Source organism: Curtobacterium sp. L3-7, from assembly GCF_048756585.1.
Classification (GTDB): domain Bacteria; phylum Actinomycetota; class Actinomycetes; order Actinomycetales; family Microbacteriaceae; genus Curtobacterium.
In genome coordinates, this window is sequence record NZ_CP151474.1 from 1,013,437 (window position 1) to 1,039,889 (window position 26,453).

A 26,453-nucleotide genomic window follows, 5' to 3' on the forward strand; every position below is an offset into this window, starting at 1 on the left:
GGTCCGCGCGCTCGTTGCGTGCGCAAGGAGCCCTGGCCCCCGCGCTCGTTGCGTGTGCAAGGAGCGCCGGTTCGCGTGCTCGTTGCGCGTGCAAGGGGCGACACTGTCGATGTCGTACGACAGCGACGCTGTCGCTCCCGGGCGCGTGCAACTGTTGCGCGTGCAAGGGGCGACACGATCGTTGTCGTACGACAGCGAGCATGTCGTTCCGAGTCGGCAACCGCCGGCGGCACACCGCCCGCGTCAGCCGCCCGTGCTCGCGCGCGGGACCAGGCGCGTCTGGAGTGACGGGGCCGGCGCCTCCGTGCCGTCGAGCGTCGCGAGCAGCCGAAGTGCTGCGGCACGTCCGAGTTCCGCTCCCGGCAGTGCCACGCTCGTGAGCGCGGGCGCGGTGACCGAGGACGACGGCAGGTCGTCGAAGCCCGCGACGGCGAGGGTTCCCGGGATCCCGACGCCTCGGGCGGCAGCGACCCGCAGCACCCCGTACGCCAGCGTGTCGGCTGCGGCCACGACGGCCGTCACGCCGGAGTCGAGCCATGCGTCGAGCACGCCGGACACCGCGGTCGTGGCGGCCTCGATCGTCAGGTCGGCGCTCGCGGGGAGGTCCGACACGGTGATGCCCGCGGCGGCGCACGCGTCCTCGAACATGGCGCGGCGCACGGCGAAGGTCGTCGCGCGCGAGGTGCCGTCGAGGTAGCCGATGCGCCGGTGCCCCGCGTCGGCGAGGTGCGTGACGAGCGCGGAGACACCCGGGGACAGGTCGTAGTTGACGGCTCCCGGGCCTCCCGGCGCGTCGAGGAGCACGACGGGCACACCGGCCGACATCGACTCGCCGGCTGCCGGGGCGTCGACGAGGATCCCCGCCGGCCGGAGTCGCTCGAAGCGCCGGACGTCGGCGTCGACGGGTTGCTCGCCGCGTTCCGTGACGGAGAGCACGAGCTGGAACCGGTCGCCGATGGTGTCCCGGACGCCACGGATGACCTCGGCGAAGAACGGGTTCGACAGGTCGGGGGCGATGAGCACGACGAGGTCGCCGCTGCCTCGGGCGAGGGAGCTGGCGGCGTGGTCGACGACGTACCCGAGCTCCTCGACGGCATCGCGGACCCGAGTCGCGATCGGCACCGAGACACGGCCGCGGTCCTTGCCGTTCACCACGAGCGACACCGTGGCGATGCTGGTGCCGGCGCGTTCGGCGACCATCGCGGCGGTGACGCGACGAGGGGTCCCGGAGGATGCTGGCACCCGTCGATGCTACCGACTGAGCCCTGCTCGACTTGACGTCAAGCGTTTGATGAGGTGTGATGTCAAACGCTTGACGCGGAGTGCATGGCCGCGTCGAGCCACAGCTACCGCCGGCGAGCCCGGCATCCCCGACGAAGTGGAGCGCACACGTGCCGAACGCGACCAAGCAGAAGATCATCCTCGACTGCGACCCCGGCCACGACGACGCCGTCGCCATCCTGCTGGCACACGGCAACCCCGACATCGAGCTGCTCGCCGTGACGACCGTCGTGGGCAACCAGACGCTGCCGAAGGTCACCCGCAACGCCCTCGCCGTCGCCCGCATCGCGGGGATCACCGGCGTGCCGTTCGCCGCAGGGGCCGACCGGCCGCTGCTGCGCGAGATCGAGGTCGCCGGCGACATCCACGGCGAGAGCGGCCTCGACGGGCCGATGCTGCCCGAGCCCTCGTTCGACCTGGACGAGCGGCACGCGGTCGACCTCATCATCGAGACCGTCATGGCGCACGAGCCGGGCACCGTCACCCTCGTGCCGACCGGCGGCCTGACGAACATCGCGCTCGCAGCCCGCAAGGAGCCCCGCATCGTCGAGCGCGTCAAGCAGGTCGTGCTGATGGGCGGCGGCGTCCACGTCGGCAACTGGAGCCCGGTCGCCGAGTTCAACATCGTCATCGACCCCGAGGCCGCGTCGATCGTCTTCGACGCCGGCTGGGACGTCGTGATGGTCGGCCTCGACCTCACGCACCAGGCCCTGGCGACGCCCGAGGTCGCTGCCCGGATCAGCGAGGTCGGCACCGGACCCGCGGCATTCGTGGGGGAGCTGCTCGACTTCTTCGGCCAGACCTACAAGGACGCGCAGGGCTTCGACTCCCCGCCGGTCCACGACCCCTGCGCCGTCGCGTACGTCATCGACCCGACGATCGTGCGGGCCGTGAAGGTCCCGATCCACGTCGAGACCCAGGGCACGCTGACCCTCGGCATGACCGTCGCCGACTTCCGCGCCCCCGCGCCGGAGGACTGCCGCACGAGCGCCGCGATGGAGCTCGACCACGGCCGGTTCTGGGACCTCGTCGTCGACGCACTCGAGCGCATCGGCGAGACACCCGACACCGGCTGGACCCCCCGACCCGAGACCCAGAAGGCCTGAACCCCATGACCCCCACCTCGACGACGATGTCGAAGAAGTCGATCGGCGCCCTCACGGCGGCGCTCCTCGCAGCATGCATCGCGTTCCAGCTGAACGCGAGCATGCTCAGCCCGGCCCTCGTCACCATGGCACGGGAGCTGCACACCGACGACGCGACGATCGGCCTCTCGCAGACGCTGTACTTCACCCTCGCCGCGCTGTTCTCGCTGTTCCTGCCCCGCCTGTCCGACATCGTCGGCCGTAAGCGCGTGCTGATCGGCATGCTCGCCGTGATGCTCATCGGCAGCGTCGTCGCAGCCCTCGCGGTGAACGTGCCGATGCTCTTCGCCGGCCGCATCATCCAGGGCGTCACCGGCCCCGTCGTCCCGATCTGCCTGCTCGTGCTCCGCAACGAGATCGCCGATCCGAAGCGCTACGGCGCCGCGCTCGGCCTCCTCACCGCGGTGAACGGCGGCATCGCCGGGATCGACTCCCTCGCCGGCGGGTGGATCGTCACGAACTTCGGGTTCCGCGGGATCTTCTGGGTCATCGCCGTCGTCACCGTGGTCGCGCTCGCGCTGGTCGCCGTGTGGGGCGTGGAGTCCCACCCGTCCAAGGGCACCCGCATGGACTGGATCGGTGTCGTGCCCCTCGTGGTGAGCGTCGGTGCCCTGCTGACCGCCTTCAACGAGGCCGGCAAGCTCGGTGCTGCGAACCCGGTCCTCGTCATCGGCGGGATCGTCGTCGCGCTCGCTGCCTTCGCCGTGTTCTGGGCGGTCGAGTCCCGCGTGCAGGAACCGCTCGTCGAGACGCGGTTCCTGAAGCGCCGTGCGACGTGGGCGCTCCTCGCCACGACGTTCCTCACCATGACCGGCGTCTTCGCCGTCGTCAACGGACTCGTCACGAGCCTGGCGCAGAACCACGACGCCGGCTTCGGGATGGAGGCGGACCTCGCCTCCCTCGTGTTCCTCACGCCGTACGCGCTCGTCGGATGGATCGTCGGACCGTTCGCCGGACGCCTCGCCCCGACCGTCGGCTACCGGGCGATCCTGCGCGTCGGGCTCGTCGGCAGCATCGTCGCGACGCTCCTGATGGCCTTCGTCGGCGTGCACTCCCTGCCGGTGCTCATCGCCGCGACCGTGCTCATCGGCATCACCTACGCCGGCATCGCGAACATCATCCTGAACGGGCTCGGCATCGTGCTGTCGCCGGACTCGAACCCCGGGTTCCTGCCCGGCCTCAACGCCGGGGCGTTCAACCTCGGCGCCGGTGTCAGCTTCGCCGTCCTGCCCGCACTGCAGATCGCCCTCGGGGTCGGCGGGTCCGCGGGCACCGCCGGGTACTCCGGTGGGATGCTGCTCGGTGCCGTCATCACGATCGCCGCCCTGGCGACGTCGTTCCTCATCCCGCGCCCGTCGAGCGCCGAGACGACGTCCGTCGCCCCGCAGAAGGAGACCGTCCGTTGAACACCATCGTCGTCGTCGGGTCGCTGAACGCGGACCTGGTGGTCCGCACCGAGCGCTTCCCGAAGCCCGGCGAGACCCTGCACGGTTCCGACCTCGCGATCCTGCCAGGCGGCAAGTCCGCCAACCAGGCGGTGGCAGCCGGAAGGCTCGGGGGCACGGTGCGCATGATCGGTGCGGTCGGCGACGACGGGAACGGTGCGCTGCTCCGCGACTCCGTCGCGGCTGCGGGGGTGGACACGACGCACGTCGCCGTCCGCGAGGGCGTTGCGACCGGCACCGCGGTGATCACCGTCGACGCGCAGGGCGAGAACACCATCGTGATCTCCGGCGGCGCGAACGCCACGCTGACACCGGACGACGTCCCCGCCGATGCCTTCGACGGCGCGGCGGTGCTCGGGCTCTGCCTCGAGGTCTCGATCGACGTCGTCCTCGCCGCCGCCCGTGCCGCACACGAGGCCGGCGTGACCGTCCTCACGAACCTGTCCCCGTTCGGCGACGTGCCGCGCGAGCTCCTCGACCTCACCGACGTGCTGCTGGTGAACGAGCACGAGGCGGAACTGCTCGGCGACCACGGCGTCGCCCGGTCGATCGTCACGCGGGGTGGTGACGGGTCGATCGTGCACGACGGCGACGCCGCGCCCGTCGAGGTCCCCGCGATCCCCGTCGAGGCCGTCGACACCACGGGCTGCGGCGACGCGTTCATGGGTGCCGTGGCGCTCCGACTCGCCGCAGGCGACGACCTCGCGGAGGCCGCGCGGTTCGCCGCCGCGGTCGGGGCGTACGCCGCGACCGGAGCCGGGGCACAGGCGTCCTACCCGACCACGGAGCAGCTGGAGGCGTTCCCGCGGTCGTAGGACGAGCCTCCCGGGCCGGTACGGTCTTCGCATGCGCGTGGGAGTCCTCGACATCGGGTCCAACACCGGTCACCTGCTGGTGGTCGACGCCCACGGCGGCGCTGCGCCGCTGCCGGCGTCGTCGTTCAAGCAGCCGCTGCGGCTCGCCGAGCACCTCGACGACCGGGGCGCCGTCACACAGGTCGGCATCGACGCGCTGACCGGCTTCGTCGCGGACTCGGTGCGCGTGGCCGAGGAGCGCGGCTGCGAGGACATGCTCGGGTTCGCCACGTCGGCGGTCCGTGACGCCGTGAACTCCGAGGCCGTCCTCGCCCACGTCGAGGAACGCACCGGCGTCGAGCTCGCCGTGTTGTCCGGCTCCGACGAGGCGCGACTCACCTTCCTGGCCGTCCGCCGCTGGTTCGGCTGGTCAGCCGGACGGCTCGCGGTGTTCGACATCGGCGGCGGCTCGCTCGAGATCGCCGGCGGCGCGGACGAGGCACCGGATGTCGCGTGGTCGATGCCGATCGGCGCCGCCCGGCTCGCGCGGTCGTTCTTCGCGGTGGGCACCCCGACCGAGGACGACGTCCGCCGGATCCGGCACGAGATCCGCGTCGAGATCGCCCGGGACGCCGGCAAGCTGCTCCGCTCGGGTGCGCCGGATCGTGCCGTGGCGACCTCGAAGACGTTCCGCTCGATCGCACGGATCTGCGGGGCCGCACCGTCCGGAGCCGGTCCGCTCGTGCCGCGGTCGCTCGACGGGGACGTGCTCCGCGCGAAGCTGCCGTCCCTGCTGCAGATGTCCGTCGCCGACCTCGCCACGCTCCCCGGGGTCTCCGCGAGCCGGGCGCACCAGGTCGTGCCCGGTGCGCTCGTCGCCGAGGCGTGCCTGGACATCTTCGACCTGCCCGCACTCGAGATCTGCCCGTGGGCGCTCCGCGAGGGCGTGATCCTCGAGCGGCTCGACCAGCTCTCCGTGCTCGGGGCGTAGGGCTCGCTAGCGCCGCCGCGGCGGGGCGAGCAACCACGGGCGGATCAGCTTCGTGACGAACGGCAGCACCCAGAACGTCATGATCGGTGTGAGCACCAGCGTCGTGATGAGGACCCGGGGCAGTGCTGCGAGCCCGGCGAAGGACGGCACGAGCAGCCCGACGAGGATCGTGAACGCCAGGTTCACCGGGAAGAACCCGAGCCAGATGCTGACCGCCTGCTTCCACCGCGGGGGAGCACTCGACGCAGGGGTGTCGGACGGGGTGTCGAACCAGCCCTCGATCCCGGTGCGCTTCTCGACGCGGGACTCCACCACGAGATCCCGTCCGAGGTCGAGCCACCGCAGCCGGTCGTCGGAGTTCTCCCACGTCGCCAGGGAGTCGTGGTCGGCGAAGCGGTAGAGCATGTGCCACTCGCGGGACTGCGCCCGGGAGCGGACCCACCCGGAGCCGAGGAACCCCGGGTACCGGTTGGCGAGGTTCACGCCGGACTGCACCCAGCGGGTGACCTCGGGGATGCGCTCGGGTTCGACGAGACGGGTGATGGACACGGTGACGGGCGGGCCGGCGGTCTCGGGTGACGACTGCAGGCTCCCTGGCTCTTGTGGAGTCATGGCACCAGTGTCCCCGACCCGTGTTTCACGCTCGTGTCGGGTACGCCCTCGACGGGATCTGCGTCGCCAGCTTGCCGCCCGACACGTCGTGCAGCGTCCCCGTGATGTACCCGGCCTGGTCGCTCGCCAGGAACAGCAGCAGGTTCGACACGTCGTCCGCCGTCTCCCACCGGCGCAGCGACAGTGTGTCGAGCAGCACGTCCTGCTCCTCCTGCGGGCGCGTTGCGAAGCCGTTCATCGCCGTCGGCACCATCCCCGGCGCGTAGGCGTTCACGGTGATGCCCCACGGGCCGAGTTCCGACGCGAGCACCCGGGTGAAGGACACGACGGCGGCCTTCGATGCCGCGTACGCCGCACTACCGACGCTCGGGATGATCGCCGCGAACGACGCCGCGTTGATGATCCGCCCGCGGCCGGCGCGCTGCATCACCGGTGCCACCGCCTGGCTCATGAGGAACACCCCGCCCAGGTTGACGTCCATGCAGCGCTGCCAGTCAGCCCACCGGAGCTCGGCGACCGGTCCGTCGACGTTGATCCCAGCGTTGTTGACGAGGACGTCGATCGTGCCGTGCCGCTCGACGACGGTGTCGACGGCGGTGCGGACGGAGTCCGGATCGGCGACGTTGCAGGTCACGGTGTCGACCGAGTCCGTCGGCGCTCCGTCCGGGAACGCCAGGTCGAGCGCGACGACCCGCGCCCCGTCGGCGGCGAACCGCTCGGCGATGGTGCGACCGATCCCGCGACCGGCTCCGGTGATGACGACCACGCGGCCGGTGATGTCGAGTTCCATGCAATGAGCATACTATTGGGCCATGACGACCGAACGTGTGCTCTGGATCACCGGCGGCGGCAGCGGCATGGGGGCTGCCAGCGCAGCCGCCGCCGCCCGCTCCGGCTGGACCGTCGTGCTGAGCGGCCGCCGCGCCGAACAGCTCGACGCAGTGGCGGACGGCATCCGCGCCGACGGCGGAACAGCGCAGGTGCTCCCGCTCGACGTGACCGATCCGGACGCGGTGCGAGCCGCAAGGGACACCGTCATCGCCGAGCACGGTCGGCTCGACGGACTCGTGCTCGCAGCCGGGCTCAACGCACCCGCCCGACGGTGGGACGACCAGACGATGGGCTCCTTCCAGAGCATCGTCGACACGAACCTCACCGCCGTGGCGATCGTCACGGACGCGGCCCTCCCCGCCCTGCGGGAGACCGGCGGCGTCGTCGTGGTGATCTCCTCGTACGCCGGGTGGTCGTTTCAGCCCGGTGCCGGGGTCGCCTACTCCGCGAGCAAGACCGCGCTCGGCTCCCTCACGAGGTCGCTCAACCAGCAGGAGGCGCAGCACGGCGTCCGGGCGACGCACCTCTGCCCCGGTGACGTCGCGACGGACTTCCTCGCACAGCGCCCACAGGTCCCCGACGAAGCTGCCCGTGCCGTCATGCTCACCCCGGAGGACATCGGCCGCACCGTCGCCTTCGTGCTCGACGCCCCCGCACACGTCCGGATCGACGAGCTCGTCATCTCCCCGGTGTCGCAGCGGTGATCTTCGACCGGGTGCTCGACGAGCTCGGGAGCGCCATCGTCCGCGGCGACCTGCCCGTCGGGCACGCCGACAGCGTCGAGGGCTTCGTCGCCCGCACGGGCGCCTCGAGGAGCATCGTCCGCGAGGCCACCCGCGTCCTCGTCTCCCTCGGCATGCTCAGTGCCGGCCGACGCGTCGGGCTCCGGGTCCTGCCCGCCGAGCAGTGGGACGTGATCGACCCGCACGTGGTCCGGTGGCGCCTCGACGGCCCCGACCGAGCGGTCGCGCTGGCCGAACTCCGTGCCCTCCGTCGTGCCGTCGAGCCTGCGGCTGCTGCGGCAGCCGCCCGCGCGGTCGCGTCCGGAACGCACGACCGATCCGACCTGGAGGCCCTGCTCGCCTCCGCCGAACGCCTCGCCTCCGCCGCCGGTGCGGCGAACCCGGCCCCGATCCTCCCGGCCGATCGCGCGTTCCACGGACGGTTGCTGGCACTGTCGGGCAACGCGATGTTCGCGCGCCTGCAGCGTGTGGTCGAGCGAGCGCTCGAGGAGCGCGCGGACGTCGAGCCGGACGCCCACGACGTGGCGCTGCACCGGACGCTCGCGGACGCGGTCGCCGCCGGCGACGCCGACCGCGCTGCGGCCGCGATGCGGGAGATCGTCGACCGCACCTGATCGCCGCCCGCGATCTCCGGCCTAGCTGGCCTTCTTCTTCGCCGCTGGCTTCTTCGCCGGGGCCTTCTTGGCCGGTGCGCGCTTCGCCGGGGCCTTCTTCGGCGGCGCCTTCTCCGCCGCGGTCTCCTCGTCGGCAGAGTCCTTGGACGAGGAGCGCGACCCGGACGACGAGCGCGACCCCGAGCCTCCTGTCCGCTTCTTGTCCACGGACGCACGGAGCGCGGCCATCAGGTCGATGACGTCACCGCCCTCGTCGTCGGACGACTCCTGCTCGCCGAACGTCTCGGACGTGTCGACGTCGTCGCCGGACTCGAGCTTCGCGTCGATGAGCTGTTGCAGCTCGGCCTGGTACTCGTCGGTGTAGCGCTCCGGATCGAAGTCGGTCGACATGCTCTCCACGAGCGACGACGACATCTTCAGCTCGTTGGCGCTGACCTTCACCGAGGTGTCGAGTGCCTTGAAGTCGGCGGCACGGACCTCGTCGCCCCAGAGGAGCCCCTGCAGGAGCAGGACGTCGTCGTGCACGCGCAGGACACCGAGCCGGGTCTTCTGGCGGAGCGTGAACTGCACGATCGCCAGGCGGTCGGTCTCCTCGAGCGTCCGGCGGAGCAGCACGTAGGCCTTGGGGGAGCGGGAGTCCGGTTCGAGGTAGTACGTCTTCTCGAACATCATCGGGTCGACCTGGTCGACGGGCACGAACTCGAGGACCTCGATCTCGTGCGACTGCTCCTGGGGGAGCTTCTTGAAGTCGTCGGCGGTGAGCACGACGGTCTTCTCGCCGTCGTCGTAGGCGCGCTCGATGTCGGCGAACTCGACCTCGTGCCCCAGCTCGCACACGCGCTTGTACCGGATGCGGGCCTTGTCCTCGTCGTGGACCTGGTGCAGGGACACGTCGTGGGTCTCGGTGGCGGCGTAGACCTTGATGGGCACGTTGACGAGCCCGAACGCGATGGAGCCCTTCCAGATCGACCTCATGCGCTCATGATGCCCGTACCGAGGCTGGAGCGCCCGGAGTTCGCAGGGAGCACGATGGGCTGATGAGCCAGCTGGACAAGGACGACCCGCGGACGAAGTACGCGCGGCCGCCGTTCCCCGCGCAGACCCAGCAGGGATCGGGGAGCGCGAGTGCGATGGACCCGCAGCCCGACAACGGGGAGACGAGCTACCTCGGCACGGGGCGGATGCCCGGCTACCGGGTGCTCGTGACGGGGGCGGACTCGGGCATCGGCCGCGCGGCCGCGATCGCCATGGCGAAGGAGGGCGCCGACGTCGCGCTGAACGCCCTGCCCGAGGAGCTCGACGACCTCACCGAGGTCCGCGACCTGATCGCCGACCTCGGTCGGAACGCCGTGATGCTCCCGGGGGACCTCACCGACGAGGCGTTCTGCGACCGACTCGTGCGGGATGCGGTCAGCGAGCTCGGCGGCCTCGACGCACTCGTCCTCGTCGCCGGGCACCAGCGCGTGCACGAGGACGTCACCGAGCAGTCCACCGAGGACTTCGACCGCACGATGAAGGTCAACGTCTACGCGATGTTCTGGCTCGTCCGTGCGGCGGTCCCGCACATGGCCCCTGGGAGTGCGATCGTCACGACGAGTTCGGTGTCGGCCTACCAGCCGCAGGACCGGATGATCGATTACGCCGCGACGAAGGCGGCGATCATCGCGTACACGAACGGGCTCGCGCGGCAGCTCGCGGCGAAGGGCATCCGTGCGAACACGGTGGTGCCCGGGCCGGTGTGGACGCCGCTCCAGCCGATCAGCTACCCGGGCGACGAGATCGCCCACTATGGCGAGGGCACGCCGTTCGGACGGCCGGCGCAGCCCGTCGAGCTCGGCAGTGCCTACGTGTACCTGGCCGGGCCGGAGTCGTCCTACACGTCCGGGTCCACGCTCACGGTGGCCGGAGCAACCGGGGTCGCGTTGTGAGTCCGGTTTCCCGGAAGACCACGGTCCTCGTCGGGGACCGTCGCATCGCGCTCACGAACCTCGACAAGGAGATGTACCCGGAGACCGGCACCACGAAGGGTCGCGTGATCGAGTACTACACGCGGGTCGCGCCGTGGATGATCCCGCACGTCAAGGACCGGCCGGTGACCAGGAAGCGCTGGGCGAACGGCGTCGACGGCAAGGTGTTCTTCGAGAAGAACCTGCCGGACTCCGCGCCCGACTGGGTCCGGCACCACACCATCGAGCACACCGAGCACGACAACGAGTACCCGATCGTGGACGACCTGCCGACGCTCGTCTGGATGGCGCAGCAGGCCGCGCTCGAGCTGCACGTGCCGCAGTGGCGGTTCGGTCCCCGCGGCGGGCAGCAGAACCCCGACCGGCTGGTGCTCGACCTCGACCCCGGCGATGGCGTCGGGCTGCCGGAGTGCGTCGAGGTCGCGGTCGCGGCACGGGAGATCCTGCAGGGCATGGGGCTCGAGCCGTACCCGGTGACGTCTGGGTCGAAGGGCATCCACCTGTACGCGGCACTCGACGGGAAGGCTGCCACCAAGCACGTCTCCGAGGTCGCCCACGAACTCGCCAAGGCCCTCGAACAGGACCTCCCCGACCTGGTGCTGTCCTCGATGAGTCGTGCGGAGCGGAAGGGCAAGGTCTTCGTTGACTGGTCGCAGAACAACGGCAACAAGACGACGATCGCCCCGTACTCGTTGCGTGGCCGGTCGCAGCCGACCGTCGCCGCGCCGCGGACGTGGAAGGAACTCACCGAGAAGGGGCTGGCCCAGCTGACGCTGGACCAGGTGCTCGAACGACTGGAGGACCGTGGCGACCCCCTGCACCCGGTCGCCGCCGCCTCGTTGGCGGTCGGTCGCGCCGACCACGGTCACTGGGACAGCGACCGGACCCAGCAGGCGAACGACGCGGAACGGCAGGAGCGGACGGGCTCGGGGAACGACCGCCTGTCGGCCTACCGTGCGAAGCGGGACGCGTCGAAGACTCCGGAGCCGGTTCCGGAAGGAGCGCCGACGGTCCGGCAGGACGGCACCCCGACGTTCGTCATCCAGGAGCACCACGCCACCAGGGACCACTACGACTTCCGGCTGGAGCACGACGGCGTGCTCGTCAGCTGGGCGCTGCCGAAGGGGGAGCCGACCGATCCGGGGAAGAACCACCTCGCCGTGATGACCGAGGACCACCCGCTCGAGTACGGCGGCTTCGAGGGGACGATCCCGAAGGACGAGTACGGCGGCGGGACGGTCACGATCTGGGACGACGGCACCTACGACCTCGAGAAGTGGCGCGAGGGCGAGGAGGTCATCGTCACGCTGCACGGCCGGACGAACGGCAACCGACGCCTCGCGATCCTGCACACCCGGGGACGCGGGCGCGGCCGCGAGGGCGACGAGAAGAACTGGCTCATCCACCGCACCAAGGACCAGCCCGACCCGACGGCGGACGGGACCGGCGGAGCGGAGCCGAGCCGAGCCTCCCGGCCCCACAGGCACGACGACGGCCGTGAGCGGATCGACGGGGCCGCCGCGTCGGCGACCGAGCCGGTGGAACGCCGGACGATGCAGGCGACCCTGGCGAAGGGCGAACCCCGGCTCGATCCGGCCGAGTGGGCGTTCGAGCTGAAGTGGGACGGCGTGCGCGCCCTGGCCACCGTCCGTGACGGCGAGGTGACGCTGCGGAGCCGCAACGGCAACGACCTCACGGCGCAGTACCCGGAACTGCGGGAACTCGGCGAGCGGGCGGGCGTGGACGGGGTGTTCGACGGGGAGATCGTGGCGCTCGACGAACACGGGCGGCCGTCCTTCCAACTCCTGCAGAACCGGATGGGCCTGACGAAGCCGCGCGAGGTCGAGGCCGCACGGAAGGCCACCCCGGTGCGCTTCCTGCTGTTCGACGTGCTCGAGGCGGACGGTCACGAGCTGACGCGTCTGGCGTACACCAACCGACGAGAGGCGCTGTCGACGGTCGTCGATGCCGGCGGTGTCATCGAGGTGCCGCCCGCGCACGACGGTGACCTCGACCAGGCGCTGCGCGATTCCCGGAAGGCCGGGCTCGAAGGGGTCGTGGCGAAGAAGCGCGCGTCGAAGTACGCCGAGGGTCGTCGGTCAGAGGCATGGCTCAAGCTGAAGCACCACGCCACGCAGGAGGTCGTCGTCGGCGGGTGGAAGCCCGGGAACGGTCGGCGCGCCGGCGGCGTGGGCTCGCTGCTGCTCGGGATCCCCGGCACGGACGGCCTGGAGTACGTCGGCAAGGTCGGGACGGGGTTCAGCGATCGTGACCTCGACGAGATCGCCGTGGTGCTCGGTCGGCTGGAACGAAAGACGCCCCCGTTCACGGACGTCCCTCTTCCGGATGCCCGCGACGCGCATTGGGTGACCCCCGAGCGCGTCGGCGAGGTCGAATTCGCGGAGTGGACCGGGGACGGTCGACTCCGGCAGCCGTCGTGGCGTGGCTGGCGGATCGACAAGTCGGCGGGTGACGTCGTCCGAGAGTGAGCGGGCACGCGATCGAATACGTGCGCATGGGGTCCGCTGCGGGCGAACTTCCGTCCCCCGTCGGCCCCCGTCGTGGGGGACGAAATCATCACGACCGCTGGCATGAACGTGCCGGGCTGTTACGTTCCTCGGGACGAAGGGAGCGGCGATGAGCGCGTCCAACTACCTGCCACCGTTCACCACGGAGGAGCGCGTCGCCATGTCGGGGGACCAGCCGCTGCGGAAGCCGGTGGAGCCGGCAGCAGCGGCGACCGACCCGGAGGTGACCTACGCGGACTTCCTCGGCGACGAGGTCGACGACTGAAGACGGCCCGCGCGCCGGATCAGGGAACGCACGGGCCGCCGCAGAAGCGCCGTGACCGGTCGTTCAGGGATGACCGGCCACGGCGCGCTCGAGACCATCAGCACGCAGGCGCCGATGGTAGGCACGTACTGAAGACGTGCCGAACCCCGAATTCGTCACGCGAGAACCGAAACCCGATCCGAGAGGCCCGACCCTGACCGAGGACACGCAGCTGTCGTCCCTGTCGGACGGGTCGCTCGTCGAACGTTCCGCGGACGGTGACGCCGCCGCGTTCGGCGTGCTCATCCACCGGTACGGGCCGCTCATGCGCGCGTACGCCGCGCGCATCCTCGGGCACGGTGACGGCGAAGCGGACGATGCCGTGCAGGAGGCGTCGCTGCTGGCCTGGCAACGGATCGACACCGTCGAGGAGCCGGACCGGGTGCGGACGTGGCTGTTCCGCATCGCGGCGAACAAGGCGCTCGACCGACTCCGCCGCCGCCACCCGCACCTCGACCTCGAGGCGCTGCCAGAGGCCTCGGAGGACCGCCCGGTCGACGAGGTCGTGGCGACACGCATGCAGGTCGACGCGCTGGCCGTGGTCGTCCAGAACCTCCCGGATGCGCAGCGAGCAGTGTGGGTGCTGCGCGAGATCGGTGGCGCGTCCTACGCCGAGATCGCCGAGCAGACCGGCCTGTCGGCGGCGAGCGTGCGCGGCCTGCTCGCACGTGCGCGCCGGACCGTGCTCGAGCAGATGGAGGGGTGGCGATGAACGACGACGACGTCGACGACCGTTTCGGCGCCTTCACGCTCGACGAGCTCTCGGACTACCTCGACTCCGGCCGGGATCCCGTGCGGGACGACATCGAGTCGGACGCGGCTGCCCGCGCGGCGCTCGTGCGTCTCGGCGAGCTGCGAGCGGCATCGTCGGCGTTGCTCGACGCGGACGTCCGCGCTGCCGACGGCGCCGACGAGGGGTGGATCGCCGGTGTCCTGGCCTCGATCCGCACCACCGCGCACGCCGGTCGGGACATCCCGGTGCCCGACGACGATCCGTCCAGCACCCTCGTCGTGACCGAGGGGGCGATCCGGGGCTTGGTCCGTGCGCTCGGTGACACGCTCCCCGGCGTCCTCGTCCGTCGGACCCGGTTCACGGGCGACCTGTCGATCCCCGGCGGACCGGCCGACGTCGAGGTCGCGATCGTGGTCGATCCCGCCGCCCCGATCCGCAGCCGTGCCGACGAGCTCCGCACGATCGTGGCCGCCGCCCTCGCCGAGCACGCGCCGTTCGAGGTGCGCTCCCTCACCGTCCGGGTCGCGGACCTGCTCGCCCCGGGGAGGAACCCGTGACCGCTGACACCCGCGCGCTCTCCCGCGCAGCCACCGAAGCCGTGCTCGGCGTTCCCGGGGTGCGGTCGGTGATCCCGCCGGGGCCGAGTCTCGCCGTGCTCGTCCGCGACGTCCGGTCGGTGCTCGACCTGCCGCGGGACGGCGGTGCGGTCCTCGTCGACGAGCAGGGCGAGGCGCTCCGAGTGCGCGTCGTGATCGCCGTCGATGCGGGGACGTCGGCGACCGGGCGCGCCAAGGCCGTCCGCGACGTCGTGGTCCGACGCGTCGAGGACGTCGCCGGTCGTCGGCCCACCGACGTCACCGTCCGCGTGGTCGAGATCGTCTGACGCCCGGGCCGCCGGGGTCGGTCAGGCCGCCGGAGCGGGGCCGTCGGCCGGCTCGGCGTCGTCCGCGAGCGGCAGACCCTCGTCGACGAGTTCGTCCTCGTCCGGCTCGACGACGTCGGCCGCTGCGGCCTTGGCGTCGTCGATCGCCTGCTGCGACTCGCGCAGGAGTGCTTCGTCCGCGTGGGGTGCCTGATCGCTCATGCCGGCGACGTTACGCGGGCGTCCCTGAACCGGTCTCCCGACGCGGACGGTGCTGCGGCTCGTAGTCGACCGCCGAGGTCGGGGCAGGAGTCGTCGGCATCGCGGGCGCGGCCGGGGCGCCGTACGCATCGGCGGCGTCCAGCACCGCCCGGGTCGCTGCGGCAGCCGTCCGCAGCGCGTCGGCGATGGGGAGCGCTCGGTGCGCAGGGGTCCTGACCTCGACACCCCACGGGTCGTCGTACCCGAGTTCCCGAGCGACGCGGATGAACCCGGGGATGTCCCAGGCGCCAGCGCCCGGGAGGTACCGGCCGTCGCGCGACTCGTCCGCGAGCGTCATCCCGCTCGGGGTGGAGAGCAGTCCGTCGCTGAGCTCGACCGCGGCCAGGGTCGACGGGGCGATGCCCTGCCGGATCGACGCGAGCGTGGAGCCACCGCGCAGCGCGTGCATCGCGTCGAGCAGCAGGCCGCTGTTCTGGTGTCCGGCGGCCGCGACGAAGCGGGATGCCCGCTCGACCGTCGGCAGGTTCGACCACGGTTCCGGTTCGAGCACGAGCTGCGCGCCGACGCTCTCGGCCTGGGTCGCGAGCACCACCCAGTCGTCGAGCATCGCCGCGGGGGAGACGCCGGGGAGCGTGACGTCCGCGCGCGCCACCACCTGCCACGCGCGGAGGGATGCCGCCGCCTCGAGGAGGACCCCGCGGTCGGCGTCCTCGCCGGTGGTGCGGCTCGTGCAGGTCCACCAGTTGCCGAGCGTGCCGAGCTGGATCCACACGATGCCGGCGTCGTCGAGCATGCGTCGGAGCGTGGCGAAGCCGATGGTGGCGCGGACCTCGTGCAGGTCGTCCAGCGCGAGGGAGATGCCGGCGAACCCGGCGTCACCGACCGCACGGACCCGTTCGTCGATGGGCTCGTCGCCGTCCCACGTCCAGGACGTCGCGAGCAGGTCGTGTTCGATCACGTCGCCACCTTCCGTCTCCGGGCGCGCGGGGGCCGTCCTGACCGTGCTCGGTCCCGCTGTCCCTGTCGATGAGAACCACGACGCCGGTTCCCGACACGGCGTCACCGACAGTGATACGCTCCGCGGCTCCGAGTGCTCCCAGGTCGCCGTGACGTGCACGAAACGCGACCGTCGTCAGACGATGCAGGTCGACACCGTCCCGATGCCGTCGATCGTCCCCCGGAGCACGGCGCGGCGGTCGATCGCCCCGACGCCGTCAGGGGTGCCCGTCATCACGAGGTCGCCCGGCGCGAGTGTCACGAACCGGGAGAGTGTCGCGATGACCTCGGCGACGGACCAGATCTGGTCGGCGAGGTCGCCGTGCTGCCGCGGTGCGCCGTCGACGTCGAGTGCGATCGAGCCGCGGGTCGGGTCCACCGTCGCTGCCGGGACGAGCACGCCGATCGGCGCGGATGCGTCGAACCCCTTCGCGAGGTCCCACGGGCGCCCGAGTCGTTTCGCCTCCGCCTGGAGGTCGCGCCGGGTCAGGTCGAGCCCGACGGCGTAGCCCCAGACGTGGTCGAGCGCGGACTCGACGGGGACGTCCGCTCCGCCGATGCCGATTGCCGCCACGAGTTCGACCTCGTGCTCCAGCTGCCCGGTCATCGTCGGGTACGGGGTGTCGGCGCCGTCGACCACGATCGCGTCGGCCGGCTTCGTGAAGAAGAACGGCGGCTCGCGGTCCGGGTCGTGGCCCATCTCGCGGGCGTGTGCGGCGTAGTTCCTCCCGACGCAGAACACCCGCCGCACCGGGAAGCGCTCGCCGGTCGACGTCGGGACGGTGGGGACGGGCGGGGCCGGGATCACGAGGTCGGACACCCTCCCAGCGTGGCACGGCGCCCGGTGGTCAGTCGGCGAACGACGCCTCGTACTTGAGCTTGCGCGCCCGGGCCCGCTCCTGTCGCTCCCGCCACTCGGCACGGAGTTCCGCGAGTTCGACGTCCCTGCCCTTCCGGCGCATGATCGGCCCGTAGTGCGGGTCGTCAAGCAGATTGGGGATGCACATCTCGGCCATGTCCAGACGCCACTTGAACTCGGCGTCACTCATCTTGGAGATCATCGTCGTCCTTTCTCGGTTCCATCCACGGCATTGCCACGCGGACGGCGTCGAACATGTACTCGTCGTCTGGTGTCGTCCACCGTCTACTGGTCAGCGCGGTTGCCATGATCGCGGCCGCCGTCTGGTCGTGCTCGTCGGCCGAGACTGCGCGGTCGACGACCCACGACCAACGCTTCCACCACTGGTCGCGGTGTGCCAAGAACTCCGTATTTCGCCGGAGCGCTCGACCTTCTCGCATGGTGACGGCCAGCGAAGCGAGCGCCCCGCAGGCGCTCACCACCGCGACGAGTGCGCTCGTCCACGTGATCCGGAGGTCAGGCGTCGTCCTGCGGCCACCCCGAGAAGTGCCAGTCGGCGACGGACGGGTGGTCCTCGCCCTTCGTGTAGGCGTGTGCGCGTGCCGCGTCCCGGGCCTCGGTCAGCCGCGCCAGCAGCGGCGCGAACCGGTCGGACCCGTCCGCCACCCGCGTCAAGGCGTCGTGCGCGAGCGCGAACCGGTCCATCTCGTTCCGGATCAGCATGTCGAACGGGGACGTCGTGGTGCCCCGCTCGAGGAACCCGTGCACGTGCAGGTCGTCGTGCCCGTGTCGGCGGTAGGTGAGCTGGTGCACGAGCGCCGGGTACCCGTGGAACGCGAACACCGCGGGCGTGCCGGGGAGGAAGAGCTCGTCGTAGCGTTCGTCCGACACGGCGTGCGTGTGCTTCCGCGGATCGCCGAGCGACAGCAGGTCGACGACGTTCACGACCCGCACGCCGACGTCGGGGGCGTGCTGGCGGATGAGGTCGGCCGCGGCGACGGTCTCCACGGTCGGGACGTCACCGGCGGAGACGAGCACGACGTCCGCGTGCCCGATCGCCTCCTCGGTCCCGGCCCAGTCCCAGACGCCCGACCCGGCGGCGGCGTGCGCGACGGCGTCGTCGATCGACAGGAACACCGGCTCCTGGTGCTTCCCCGCGACGATGACCTCGATGCGGTCGGTCGTCTCCATCGCGTGCGCGGCGACGGCGAGCAGCGTGTTGGCGTCGGCGGGGAGCTTGATCCGGACGAGGTCCTGCTGCTTCGACGCGACGACGTCGAGGAACCCGGGGTCCTGGTGTGAGAACCCGTTGTGGTCCTGGCGCCAGACGTGCGACGACAGCAGGATCGTGAGGTTCGACACCGGCGCGCGCCAGTCGATCTCCGCCGAGGACTCCAGCCACTTCGTGTACTGCCCGGCCATCGAGTCGATGATGTGCGCGAACGCCTCGTACGTGTTCAGGATGCCGTGCCGCCCGGACAGGACGTAGCCCTCGAGCATCCCCTCGAGCAGGTGCTCGGACAGGATCTCGACCACCCGGCCGGTGGGCGCGAGGTGTTCGTCGTCCGGGCCGTTGCCGGCACGCCAGACGCGGTTCGTCACGTCGAAGACCGCGTCGAGCTTGTTCGAGATCGTCTCGTCCGGCCCGAACAGGCGGAACGACGACGGGTTCCGAGCCGTCAGGGCCGCGACCCACGGTCCGAGGGTGCTGGTGGAGGACGCCGGGGATCCGGCCGGCACCCCGAAGTCGGTCACGGGCGGACGGTCGAGAGCGGTCCGGATGCGCCCGCCGTTGGCGTGCGGGGTCGCGCTCATCCGCAGGTCGCCGGACGGACGGATCGCCTCGAGCAGTCCGATGCCGTCGCCGGTTTCGGAGAGCAGTTCGTCGGGACGGTAGGACTCCATCCACTCCTGCAGCTGGGCCCGGTGCCCGTCGTCGGTGCGGACGGCGGGCAGCGGGACCTGGTGCGCGCGGAACGTGCCCTCGACCTTCTGTCCGTCCACCTCCTTCGGCCCGGTCCACCCCTTCGGCGTCCGGAGGATGATCATCGGCCAGCGCGGTCGGAGGTCCGCAGCGCCGGCCATCTCACCGGCCGCCGCGCGTGCTGCCTGTCCACGCGCGGCGGCCTGGATGTCGTCGATCGTCGCGAGGGCCCGGCGCAGTGCCCCGTCGAACAGGGCGTGCACCGCGAAGGGGTCGTCGTCGACGCGGGCGGAGTCCACGACGATCGGGTCGTACCCGAGCCCGCGGAAGTACGCGGTCAGGTCTTCGCCGGGGATGCGGGCGAGGACCGTCGGGTTCGCGATCTTCCACCCGTTCAGGTTGAGGATCGGCAGCACGGCACCGTCGGCGACCGGGTCGATGAACGTGTGCGCCTGCCAGGACCCGGCGAGCGGACCGGTCTCCGCCTCGCCGTCCCCGACCACGCACGTGACGACGAGGTCCGGGTTGTCGAGGGCCGCTCCGTACGCGTGCGCCAGGGAGTAGCCGAGCTCGCCGCCTTCGTTGATCGACCCAGGGGTCTCCGGCGCGGCGTGCGACGGGATGCCGCCGGGGAACGAGAACTGCCGGAAGAACTGCTGCAACGTCGTGCCCGGGTACAGCTCCTGCCAGGTGCCGTCGAGCCAGGCGTTCGCGTTCATCGCCGGTCCGCCGTGCCCGGGGCCGCACACGTAGAGCATCTGCCGGTCCGACGACGCGATGAGCGCGTTGCAGTGCGCGTAGACGAGGTTGAGCGCCGGCGAGGTGCCCCAGTGCCCGAGCAGGCGTGGCTTGACGTCCTCTGGCTCGATCGGACGGGACAGCAGCGGGTTGTCCATCAGGTAGATCTGCCCGACGGTCAGGTAGTTCGCGGCCCGCCACCACGCGTCGATCGCCCGGATGCGTTCCGTGCTCTGCAGTTGCTCTGTCGCCATTCCTCCACGGTACGGACCGCCCCACCGGAAGGGACCAAGAAACTCGTCCAATCCGATCCCGGAGGGGTGCCGAATCATCTGCACAGGGCAAATGCCCAGGGCGCTCTCCGGTCAAATTCGGCCGGCGATCTGCAAACACACAGCCGGCGTACGCACAGGAGCGTGCCGGAGGAGCCCACCACAGCAAAGGATCAACCCTCATGCGCAAGTCCCTCAAGACCACCATCACCCTCGCCACGACCGGTGCCCTCGTCCTCGGCGGTGCCGCGTTCGGTGTCTCCGCCGCGAACGCGTCGACCCCCGCGATCCACACGGTCGCATCGTCGTCGTCGAAGATCCCCGCACCGGTCGCGTCGGTTCCCGAGGTCCTCGGTGGCGACACCTCCGTCGCCCTGGACTCCGGCTTCACCGACGCGCTCACCGCGCTGAAGCTGACCCCGGGTGTGTCCGGCAACGCCAAGCTCGCCGACGGCGCCGTGTCGTTCCCGATCACCTCCGGCTCGGTCACCTACTGGTCCCCGGACGGGAAGTACCGTCCGTACGTGCAGGGCCTGCTGAACCACGACGACTCCGGTCTGACCCTGAAGGCCGGGGACACGACCGTCACGCTGGAGAACTTCGTGGTGAACCCGGGCTCGTCCAAGCTCTACGGTGACGTCCTGGTCAACGGGCAGGTCGCCGCAGCGAACGCGTACCTGTTCAGCCTGCACGGCGGGACCCTCAAGCCCCTGCAGCTCGAGGGTGACAACGCGATCCTCACCGGCACCACCGTCCACGTCTCCGCGGACGCCGCGAAGCTGCTCAACAGCACCTTCAAGACCGACGCCGTCAAGAGCGGCCTCCTCGTCGGCACCGCCACCATCACCGCCAAGATCAAGTAAGTACGACAGAACGCCAGAAGGCGCCGCTCCGGACGGAGCGGCGCCTTCTGGCGTTGCGGACGGGAGGCTTCGGTCGGCTCAGCCGCGCCGGCGCCACCAGCGCCGTGGCCGGGACTCGAGCCGCAGCTGTTCCGCAGCCTGCGCTGCGGACGCGAGACGGGCCTCCCGTCGCTCCGCCCACTGCTGGATCTCGGCGTCCACGTCCCGGAGCGGCGTCACGACCGGTGGCCCGCCGAGGAGTTGCCGACGGGCCTCCTTCACGCGGGCGTTGAAGTCCACGAGGACATCGCGCACGTCGGACTCCACCGAGAGCGCGTCGAGGGCGTCGTCGAGCTCGGCGTCCTCGGTGCGGAGCGCGAGGGCAGGCGGGGCGATCCCACGGATGTCCTCGCGTTCGATCTTCGACTTGATCCACCAGTCCGGATCGTGCTGCCCGTCGTTCCCCGGCAGGGGCTTGCCGTGGTACGGGTTGCCCTCGAACACCCCGCGGCGTTCGGCCTCCTCGATCTGGGCCCTCGCGTGCGCGGCGACGTCTGCCGCCTTGAGCAGCCGCCGTTCCTCACGCACCTCGTCCGGATCGAGGGAGCCCCGCTCGATCTCGCTCTCCACGAGCTGCTGGTACCGGTAGCGGGCGGCCCTCCTGAGCCGGTCCATCCGTGCGTCGACGTCGTTCATCGTCAGACCATCATGCGCCTGACAACTCCTCGATCGTCAAGGCCGCCTGGATGAGCGCGAGGTGGGACAGGCCCTGCGGCAGGTTGCCCATGAAGTCGCCGTCCACCGCGCTGAGCATCTCGCTGAACAGTCCGACGTCGTTCGCCTGGTCCACCATCTCGTCCATGAGCGCGGTCGCGTCGTCGACCCGGCCGGTGCACGCGAGCGCCGAGGCGAGCCAGAACGAGCACGCGACGAACGGGGACTCCTCGTCCTCCAGTCCGGAGTACCGGTACACGAGCGGTCCGTGCTGCAGTTGCGCCTGGATCGCCTCGATCGTCGCGGCCATCCGGGGACCGCGGTCGAACCCCGACATCGCGTGGATGAGGATCGAGGCGTCGAGGGCATCGGTGTCCGGGTGCATCACGTAGTGGCCGAGTTCCTCGTTCCACCCGTGCTCGGCGACCCAGTCCGCGATGAGCCCGCGGTTCTTCTCCCAGATGTCCCTGGTGCCGCCGATCTGCCCCTTCTCGTGCAGTTCGATGGCCGCATCGAGCGCCTGCCAGCACCCGATCTTGCTCGTCGTGTAGTGCTGGGTGTCCTCGAGCTCCCACATGCCCGCGTCCGGCTTCTCCCACTGCTTGCACGCGTCGTCGGCGAGTCCCTCGAGCACCGCAGCGGTCTTGCGGTCGAGGACGTTGCCCTGCCGGACGTACTGCCGCATGATCTCGAAGACGTCGCCCCAGACGCCGAGCTGCATCTGGCCAGAGGCCCGGTTGCCCTCGGTCACCGGTCCGATGCCGTTCCACCCCGGGACGTCGCGCTCTTCTACCTCGTCGCTGACCTCGCCCTCGAGCGTGTAGAAGATCGGCATGCCGTCGTCGTGCTTCGCGATCGTGCGCATCACCCACGACACCGCGGCGTGGGTCTCCTCCCGCAGCCCGAACCGATCCAGCGCGTGCACGGTGTACGACAGGTCGCGGACCCAGGCGAACCGGTAGTCCCAGTTCTTCCCGCCGGTCCGGTCCTCGGGGAGGCTCGTCGTCGGCGCAGCGGCGATCGCTCCGGTCGGGGAGAAGATCAGGAGCTTCAGCGCGAGGGCACTCCGCTGCACGGCGTCCGCCCACGGACCGTCGTAGTTGAACTCCTTCGACCAGGTCGACCAGTTCTCGATGGTCCGGTTGATGCCCTGCATGGTCAGCTCGGGTTCCGGCAGGAAGATCGGTTCGTCGAGCGTGCCGACGATCGTCAGGATGTGCTTGGAGCCCTCGGCGGTGCTGAACCGACCGGAGAAGCGTGGGCCGTCTTCGTGCACCGGGTCGAAGCCCTTCTCGACGATCGCGATCGTCACGCCGTCGACGCCGATCACCGAGCCGTTGACGGTGTCCAGTCGCTTCGGTTCCGCGGTGTTCAGCAGCGTGCCGGGGACCACGGCCCACTCGAGCTCCACCGTCCCCTCGACGCCCTGCACGCAGCGCCCGATCTCGGCCCACGGCAGGCGTCCAGCGACACCGGTGACCATCGCGTCGGTCACGGTGCAGCGACCGGTGTCGGTCGTCCACGTCGTGACGAGGACGTTCGTCCCCGGGAGGTACTCGCGCTCCACGTGCGCGTCGAGGTCGACCGGGCGCAGCGCGAGGTGGCCGCCGTCCTCGGCGTCGAGGATGCTCGCGAACACGGGGGGCGAGTCCATCGACGGGATCGGAAGCCAGTCGATCCGGCCGTCCCGGGCGATGAGCGCCACGGTGCGGCCGTCCCCGATCGCCGCGTAGGACCGGAGCGGGGCGTACCCGTCGGTCCGCTCCGCGGTCTCGTCGACGTCGGGGGTGTCTCGGGTGCGTTGCGACATGCATCCATGCTGCCCGCGGTGCCTGAGGCGAGCCGCTCCGGCCGTACCCCGGCTGCGCGCAGCGGCCAGGACGACGGGAGGCTCGGTGCCAGCTGGCACCGAGCCTCCCGTCCGTCGCCGGGTCGAGACCGGACGTGTCCGCTCAGCCGAGCGGGGTCGGGTCCACCGGGTCCGGCGGGACCGGCAGCGATCCGCGGATCTGGTTCTGTGCCTGGCACTGGCTGGTGCAGTTCGTCGCACCGGCGCTCAGTTCGACCGCGTCCTCGCCCAGGACGCCACCGAGGCGACCACCGGGCTGGACCGTCCACGTGGTCGTCGTCGCGGTCTGCGAGGTCTTCGTCGCGACCTGCGGCGAGTCCTTGCCGAGGAGCATCTGGTGCGAGCCCGAGCCCGAGGTGACGGCCGGGGTGCCGTCACCGAAGTTGATCTTGCCGGTGTACGGGTTGGTGAAGTAGAACAGGCCGGCGCCGAGCGTGTGCGTGAAGGTGACGGGGCCGGCGAACTCGGTCTCCATCTGGAAGATGCCGCCCTGTGCGCCGTCCTTCGCCTGGATCTTGAACTTCCCGGCACCCGTGGCGAAGATCGCGGTGAGGGTGTCGTCGCGCACCTCGAGCTGGGACAGCTTCGTGCCGGACAGCTGCGCCGCGGTCAGCGAGGGGATCTTCGAGGCGAACACCACGGTCGGCTTCGTCACCATGCGCTGCGTGTCCGGGGCGCCGGTGAGCGTGTAGTCGTACACGCCGAGGTCGGCGACGCGGATGTCGAACCCGTTGTGGATCCCGCGGACCTTGATCGTGCCGGAGACCGCGAGGTCCTTCGCCTTGAAGTCCTTGCCGCTCGCCGGGTTCGTGGTGGTGCCGTTGATCGTGACGGCGTAGTCGCCGCCGGTCGACGTCTTGCCGGACGCGCTGGCGGGCGCGACGCCCACCAGGGCGACGGCGGCGATCGTGACCGCTGCGACGGCGGCGGCGATGCCGGCGACACGACGGGAGGGTGCGGTGGACATGGGGACCTCCAGGGGGCAGTGCGGGCGACCGTCGCCCACGCTGTCGATCCTGCGGTGCGCCTGTCCGCGGCGCCATCGGACCTTCGGGCTAGTACCCGTGGTCGCGGGCCCAGAGCGCGGCGCTCGTCCGGTCGGTGACGCCGATCCGTCGGAACACGTTGCCGAGGTGGGCCTTGACGGTGCGTTCCGCGATGCCGAGGGCCGTTCCGATCTGCTTGTTCGACATGCCACGGGCGACGAGGACGAGGACGTCGCGTTCCCGTGGCGGGATGTCGGGGCCCGAGGCGCTCGTGCGCGGGTTGCTCGTGCTGGTGTTCCTGTCGCTGGGGCCGACGTCGCTCGTGTCGGCGTCGCGCATGCGCGGGAGGAGCGAGCGGGCCACCCGCGGATCGATCGGCACCTCGTCGCGCCCTGCCGCACGGACCGCTCGCACGACGTCGTCGGGGGCCGCGTCCTTCAGCAGGTACCCCGTCGCACCCGCCGAAAGTGCAGCGCGGACGCGATCGTCGTCGGCGAAGGTCGTCAGCACGAGCACCCGGAGCCCCGGGAACCGCGCGCGGAGTTCCGCGGTCGCGGCGACCCCGCCGATGCCCGGCATCGACAGGTCCATCACGACGACGTCCGGCGCGACCTCGGCGGCGAGGTCGAGCGCCTCCTCGCCCGTTCCGGCCTCGCCGACGACCGTGCAGTCGTCCGTCATGCCGAGCACTGCGCGGAGACCACTGCGGACGAGCGCGTGGTCGTCGACGACCATGACCCTCATGCGATCGCCTCGGTGTCCGTCGGGACGCGGAGCTCCCATGTCGTGCCCGCACCCGGGGCGGTCCGGAGGGTCAGCGATCCGCCGACGTCTATCGCGTGCTGCCGCAGGATCGTGGTGCCGAGGTGGCCGTCCCGCTGCTGCGCGAGGACGCTGTCCGCCTCGAACCCGACGCCGTCGTCCGAGACCGCGACGACCAACTCGACGGGGGTCGACGTGATCGTCACCCTGACCGTCGTCGCCCGGGCGTGCACGACCGTGTTCGCGACGGCTTCGCGCACGAATCGCACGACCGCGTGCAGCGCGGCCGGGCTCGCCGTGACCGGGTCGGGTACCCGGAGGACGGTCTCGAGCCCGACGCTCTTGGCTCGGGCGCAGGCATCGTCGAGCGCCCTGCCGAGGCCGTCCTGTTCCGGCGCTGCCGGTCGGATCGCGGAGAGCGACGAGCGCAGCGAGGAGACGGCGCCTCGCAGGGTGCCGGCGGCCTCGCGGAGAGCCGGGTCCCCGGCCGCTCCGAGGGACATTGCCAGACCGGCGACGTCCTGCACGGCGCCGTCGTGCAGTTCCGCGGCGAGCCGCCGGCGTTCCTCGGCCTGGGCGTCGAGGGCACGGACGAGCAACCGCTCCCGTTCGCGCTGGCCGTCCCGGATCCGGACGAGCAGCCAGAGCAGCACCGGCACGAGGAGCACCAGGACGACTCCGACCGTCCCGAACGCCAGCCCGGCGAAGGCGGAGCGCAGACGAGTGGCGCTCGCCAGGACGTCGTCGTAGCGGTAGTAGACCTCGAACAGCAGCGGACGGCCCGACGGGGTGTGCACCGCCTGGTAGGCCTCCAGCAACGGTCCATCGCCGCGTTCGTACCGGTTCTCGGGCTCGTCGAGGTCGGACACCTCGGCGTCCGACTCGTCGGTGAGCAGCGCGTCGAGGTCGTCGCCCGACAGCGTGAAGCGCTCGCCGACCAAGCGCGGCTCGTCCGACCAGAGGATCGTGCCGTCCCGGTCCCAGACCTTCACCCGCACCGCCGTGTCACCGGGGAGCGCGTGGTCCACCGCGGTGGCCAGCCGGTCCCGTGCGGCCGTCCGTTCGGCGGCGTCCGCCGTCTCGTCGGCGATCGCGTCGTCCAGTGCCGGTTCGATGACCGCGCGAGCGAGCGTCGCGGTGTCCGTGGTCGCGTTCCGCACCGCGAGCCACTCGGCGATCCGCTGCGAGACCAGGGTCCCGGCCGTCGCGACGAGCAGCCCGCCGACCACCGCGGCGACGACGACGCCGGTCAGGACACGTCGCCACGGGACATCAGCGCGACGCGGCCGGCGGCGTGGATCGGCGCGGACGACCACGACCGTGCCGTCGGCGGTCGACGCCGCGTTGCTCGACACCCGTCGTCTCTGCACGCCCGCCACGCTAGTCGTCGCATGTCGTCCGCCGACGACGACGCGGCGACGTGTCCGCTCGTCTGCCGG

The 26,453-nt window shown here is 71.3% G+C and carries 28 protein-coding genes; 13 read left to right on the forward strand and 15 right to left on the reverse strand.

The window, feature by feature from the left end; all coding sequences use genetic code 11:
- Positions 1-243: 243 nt before the first annotated feature.
- Positions 244-1,242 carry a LacI family DNA-binding transcriptional regulator gene (locus AAEP80_RS05145; protein WP_420366219.1) on the reverse strand — a complete coding sequence of 333 codons (999 nt, stop codon included), beginning with the start codon at positions 1,240-1,242 and terminating at the stop codon, positions 244-246.
- Positions 1,243-1,391: 149 nt separating this feature from the next.
- Here AAEP80_RS05145 and AAEP80_RS05150 point away from each other — a divergent pair, with 149 nt between their 5' ends.
- The 4 genes from AAEP80_RS05150 to AAEP80_RS05165 are packed head-to-tail and all read left to right on the forward strand — an operon-like array spanning position 1,392 to position 5,656.
- Positions 1,392-2,387: a nucleoside hydrolase gene (locus tag AAEP80_RS05150; protein ID WP_420366220.1), complete on the forward strand. Its 996-nt coding sequence runs from the start codon at positions 1,392-1,394 to the stop codon at positions 2,385-2,387.
- Between the two features lie 5 nt (positions 2,388-2,392).
- The gene (locus AAEP80_RS05155) at positions 2,393-3,832 is read left to right on the forward strand and encodes an MFS transporter (RefSeq protein WP_420366221.1); all 1,440 of its coding nucleotides are present in this window, start codon (positions 2,393-2,395) and stop codon (positions 3,830-3,832) included.
- Complete coding sequence (locus tag AAEP80_RS05160; protein ID WP_420366222.1) at positions 3,829-4,686, forward strand: ribokinase; 858 nt, start codon at positions 3,829-3,831, stop codon at positions 4,684-4,686. Before AAEP80_RS05155 ends, AAEP80_RS05160 begins: the two co-directional genes overlap by 4 nt.
- A 31-nt stretch (positions 4,687-4,717) precedes the next feature.
- Positions 4,718-5,656, forward strand: a complete 939-nt coding sequence (locus tag AAEP80_RS05165; protein WP_420366223.1) for a Ppx/GppA family phosphatase — start codon at positions 4,718-4,720, stop codon at positions 5,654-5,656.
- Positions 5,657-5,662: 6 nt separating this feature from the next.
- Here the strand turns inward: AAEP80_RS05165 and AAEP80_RS05170 are convergent, their stop codons facing one another.
- Positions 5,663-6,268: an antibiotic biosynthesis monooxygenase gene (locus AAEP80_RS05170; protein ID WP_420366224.1), complete on the reverse strand. Its 606-nt coding sequence runs from the start codon at positions 6,266-6,268 to the stop codon at positions 5,663-5,665.
- A gap of 25 nt (positions 6,269-6,293) precedes the next feature.
- Complete coding sequence (locus tag AAEP80_RS05175; protein ID WP_420366225.1) at positions 6,294-7,058, reverse strand: SDR family NAD(P)-dependent oxidoreductase; 765 nt, start codon at positions 7,056-7,058, stop codon at positions 6,294-6,296.
- 22 nt (positions 7,059-7,080) lie between these two features.
- On the opposite strand from AAEP80_RS05175, the gene AAEP80_RS05180 reads away from it, so the two are divergent.
- Positions 7,081-7,803, forward strand: a complete 723-nt coding sequence (locus AAEP80_RS05180) for an SDR family oxidoreductase (RefSeq protein ID WP_420366226.1) — start codon at positions 7,081-7,083, stop codon at positions 7,801-7,803.
- On the forward strand, positions 7,800-8,456 hold the full coding sequence (locus AAEP80_RS05185; RefSeq protein WP_420366227.1) for a FadR/GntR family transcriptional regulator: 657 nt from the start codon (positions 7,800-7,802) through the stop codon (positions 8,454-8,456). Before AAEP80_RS05180 ends, AAEP80_RS05185 begins: the two co-directional genes overlap by 4 nt.
- A gap of 21 nt (positions 8,457-8,477) precedes the next feature.
- On the opposite strand, the gene AAEP80_RS05190 is transcribed toward AAEP80_RS05185, so the two are convergent.
- Positions 8,478-9,431: a Ku protein gene (locus AAEP80_RS05190; RefSeq protein ID WP_420366228.1), complete on the reverse strand. Its 954-nt coding sequence runs from the start codon at positions 9,429-9,431 to the stop codon at positions 8,478-8,480.
- A 62-nt stretch (positions 9,432-9,493) separates the two neighbouring features.
- Here AAEP80_RS05190 and AAEP80_RS05195 point away from each other — a divergent pair, with 62 nt between their 5' ends.
- The 6 genes from AAEP80_RS05195 (at position 9,494) to AAEP80_RS05220 (ending at position 14,871) form a co-directional block, all read left to right on the forward strand.
- Positions 9,494-10,384 (forward strand): SDR family oxidoreductase, encoded by an 891-nt coding sequence (locus AAEP80_RS05195; RefSeq protein WP_420366229.1) that lies wholly within the window; start codon positions 9,494-9,496, stop codon positions 10,382-10,384.
- Positions 10,381-12,912 (forward strand): ATP-dependent DNA ligase, encoded by a 2,532-nt coding sequence (locus AAEP80_RS05200; RefSeq protein WP_420366230.1) that lies wholly within the window; start codon positions 10,381-10,383, stop codon positions 12,910-12,912. The genes AAEP80_RS05195 and AAEP80_RS05200 overlap by 4 nt, the downstream gene beginning before the upstream one ends.
- A gap of 148 nt (positions 12,913-13,060) precedes the next feature.
- Entirely contained in the window at positions 13,061-13,216 is a 156-nt protein-coding gene (locus tag AAEP80_RS05205; RefSeq protein WP_413600145.1) for a hypothetical protein, read from the forward strand.
- A gap of 136 nt (positions 13,217-13,352) precedes the next feature.
- Positions 13,353-13,967 (forward strand): RNA polymerase sigma factor, encoded by a 615-nt coding sequence (locus tag AAEP80_RS05210; protein ID WP_281266648.1) that lies wholly within the window; start codon positions 13,353-13,355, stop codon positions 13,965-13,967.
- Positions 13,964-14,545, forward strand: a complete 582-nt coding sequence (locus tag AAEP80_RS05215; RefSeq protein WP_420366231.1) for a hypothetical protein — start codon at positions 13,964-13,966, stop codon at positions 14,543-14,545. Before AAEP80_RS05210 ends, AAEP80_RS05215 begins: the two co-directional genes overlap by 4 nt.
- Positions 14,542-14,871: a hypothetical protein gene (locus AAEP80_RS05220; protein WP_420366232.1), complete on the forward strand. Its 330-nt coding sequence runs from the start codon at positions 14,542-14,544 to the stop codon at positions 14,869-14,871. Before AAEP80_RS05215 ends, AAEP80_RS05220 begins: the two co-directional genes overlap by 4 nt.
- Before the next feature lie 21 nt (positions 14,872-14,892).
- On the opposite strand, the gene AAEP80_RS05225 is transcribed toward AAEP80_RS05220, so the two are convergent.
- From AAEP80_RS05225 to AAEP80_RS05250, 6 genes are all read right to left on the reverse strand, one after another.
- The gene (locus tag AAEP80_RS05225) at positions 14,893-15,072 is read right to left on the reverse strand and encodes a hypothetical protein (RefSeq protein ID WP_420366233.1); all 180 of its coding nucleotides are present in this window, start codon (positions 15,070-15,072) and stop codon (positions 14,893-14,895) included.
- Positions 15,073-15,082: 10 nt separating this feature from the next.
- Complete coding sequence (locus tag AAEP80_RS05230; RefSeq protein WP_420366234.1) at positions 15,083-16,030, reverse strand: sugar phosphate isomerase/epimerase family protein; 948 nt, start codon at positions 16,028-16,030, stop codon at positions 15,083-15,085.
- Positions 16,031-16,204: 174 nt separating this feature from the next.
- On the reverse strand, positions 16,205-16,888 hold the full coding sequence (locus AAEP80_RS05235; RefSeq protein ID WP_420366235.1) for a fumarylacetoacetate hydrolase family protein: 684 nt from the start codon (positions 16,886-16,888) through the stop codon (positions 16,205-16,207).
- A 28-nt stretch (positions 16,889-16,916) separates the two neighbouring features.
- Positions 16,917-17,117 carry a hypothetical protein gene (locus AAEP80_RS05240; protein ID WP_420366236.1) on the reverse strand — a complete coding sequence of 67 codons (201 nt, stop codon included), beginning with the start codon at positions 17,115-17,117 and terminating at the stop codon, positions 16,917-16,919.
- The gene (locus AAEP80_RS05245) at positions 17,110-17,328 is read right to left on the reverse strand and encodes a hypothetical protein (protein WP_420366237.1); all 219 of its coding nucleotides are present in this window, start codon (positions 17,326-17,328) and stop codon (positions 17,110-17,112) included. The genes AAEP80_RS05240 and AAEP80_RS05245 overlap by 8 nt, the downstream gene beginning before the upstream one ends.
- 115 nt (positions 17,329-17,443) lie before the next feature.
- Entirely contained in the window at positions 17,444-19,843 is a 2,400-nt protein-coding gene (locus tag AAEP80_RS05250) for a phosphoketolase (RefSeq protein WP_420366238.1), read from the reverse strand.
- A gap of 200 nt (positions 19,844-20,043) precedes the next feature.
- Here AAEP80_RS05250 and AAEP80_RS05255 point away from each other — a divergent pair, with 200 nt between their 5' ends.
- Positions 20,044-20,724: a hypothetical protein gene (locus tag AAEP80_RS05255; RefSeq protein WP_420366239.1), complete on the forward strand. Its 681-nt coding sequence runs from the start codon at positions 20,044-20,046 to the stop codon at positions 20,722-20,724.
- A gap of 78 nt (positions 20,725-20,802) precedes the next feature.
- On the opposite strand, the gene AAEP80_RS05260 is transcribed toward AAEP80_RS05255, so the two are convergent.
- From AAEP80_RS05260 to AAEP80_RS05280, 5 genes are all read right to left on the reverse strand, one after another.
- On the reverse strand, positions 20,803-21,399 hold the full coding sequence (locus AAEP80_RS05260) for a DUF1992 domain-containing protein (protein ID WP_420366240.1): 597 nt from the start codon (positions 21,397-21,399) through the stop codon (positions 20,803-20,805).
- 10 nt (positions 21,400-21,409) lie between these two features.
- Positions 21,410-23,227, reverse strand: a complete 1,818-nt coding sequence (locus tag AAEP80_RS05265; RefSeq protein WP_420366241.1) for a glycoside hydrolase family 15 protein — start codon at positions 23,225-23,227, stop codon at positions 21,410-21,412.
- 142 nt (positions 23,228-23,369) lie between these two features.
- Positions 23,370-24,233, reverse strand: coding sequence for a hypothetical protein (locus tag AAEP80_RS05270; RefSeq protein WP_413600133.1), 864 nt, complete (start codon positions 24,231-24,233; stop codon positions 23,370-23,372).
- A gap of 88 nt (positions 24,234-24,321) precedes the next feature.
- Positions 24,322-24,996: a response regulator gene (locus tag AAEP80_RS05275; protein WP_413600132.1), complete on the reverse strand. Its 675-nt coding sequence runs from the start codon at positions 24,994-24,996 to the stop codon at positions 24,322-24,324.
- Complete coding sequence (locus AAEP80_RS05280) at positions 24,993-26,384, reverse strand: sensor histidine kinase (protein WP_420366242.1); 1,392 nt, start codon at positions 26,382-26,384, stop codon at positions 24,993-24,995. The genes AAEP80_RS05275 and AAEP80_RS05280 overlap by 4 nt, the downstream gene beginning before the upstream one ends.
- Positions 26,385-26,453 lie beyond the last annotated feature (69 nt).

Bases quoted from the DNA above. Each gene is read 5' to 3' on its own strand.
- AAEP80_RS05180 (WP_420366226.1), top strand. From the start codon at position 7,081: ATGACGACCGAACGTGTGCTCTGGATCACCGGCGGCGGCAGCGGCATG.
- AAEP80_RS05255 (WP_420366239.1), top strand. From the start codon at position 20,044: ATGCGCAAGTCCCTCAAGACCACCATCACCCTCGCCACGACCGGTGCC.
- AAEP80_RS05240 (WP_420366236.1), bottom strand. From the start codon at position 17,117: ATGAGTGACGCCGAGTTCAAGTGGCGTCTGGACATGGCCGAGATGTGC.
- AAEP80_RS05195 (WP_420366229.1), top strand. From the start codon at position 9,494: ATGAGCCAGCTGGACAAGGACGACCCGCGGACGAAGTACGCGCGGCCG.
- AAEP80_RS05215 (WP_420366231.1), top strand. From the start codon at position 13,964: ATGAACGACGACGACGTCGACGACCGTTTCGGCGCCTTCACGCTCGAC.
- AAEP80_RS05175 (WP_420366225.1), bottom strand. From the start codon at position 7,058: ATGGAACTCGACATCACCGGCCGCGTGGTCGTCATCACCGGAGCCGGT.
- AAEP80_RS05260 (WP_420366240.1), bottom strand. From the start codon at position 21,399: ATGAACGACGTCGACGCACGGATGGACCGGCTCAGGAGGGCCGCCCGC.
- AAEP80_RS05265 (WP_420366241.1), bottom strand. From the start codon at position 23,227: ATGTCGCAACGCACCCGAGACACCCCCGACGTCGACGAGACCGCGGAG.
- AAEP80_RS05165 (WP_420366223.1), top strand. From the start codon at position 4,718: ATGCGCGTGGGAGTCCTCGACATCGGGTCCAACACCGGTCACCTGCTG.
- AAEP80_RS05170 (WP_420366224.1), bottom strand. From the start codon at position 6,268: ATGACTCCACAAGAGCCAGGGAGCCTGCAGTCGTCACCCGAGACCGCC.
- AAEP80_RS05155 (WP_420366221.1), top strand. From the start codon at position 2,393: ATGACCCCCACCTCGACGACGATGTCGAAGAAGTCGATCGGCGCCCTC.
- AAEP80_RS05205 (WP_413600145.1), top strand. From the start codon at position 13,061: ATGAGCGCGTCCAACTACCTGCCACCGTTCACCACGGAGGAGCGCGTC.
- AAEP80_RS05275 (WP_413600132.1), bottom strand. From the start codon at position 24,996: ATGAGGGTCATGGTCGTCGACGACCACGCGCTCGTCCGCAGTGGTCTC.
- AAEP80_RS05190 (WP_420366228.1), bottom strand. From the start codon at position 9,431: ATGAGGTCGATCTGGAAGGGCTCCATCGCGTTCGGGCTCGTCAACGTG.
- AAEP80_RS05270 (WP_413600133.1), bottom strand. From the start codon at position 24,233: ATGTCCACCGCACCCTCCCGTCGTGTCGCCGGCATCGCCGCCGCCGTC.
- AAEP80_RS05225 (WP_420366233.1), bottom strand. From the start codon at position 15,072: ATGAGCGATCAGGCACCCCACGCGGACGAAGCACTCCTGCGCGAGTCG.
- AAEP80_RS05250 (WP_420366238.1), bottom strand. From the start codon at position 19,843: ATGGCGACAGAGCAACTGCAGAGCACGGAACGCATCCGGGCGATCGAC.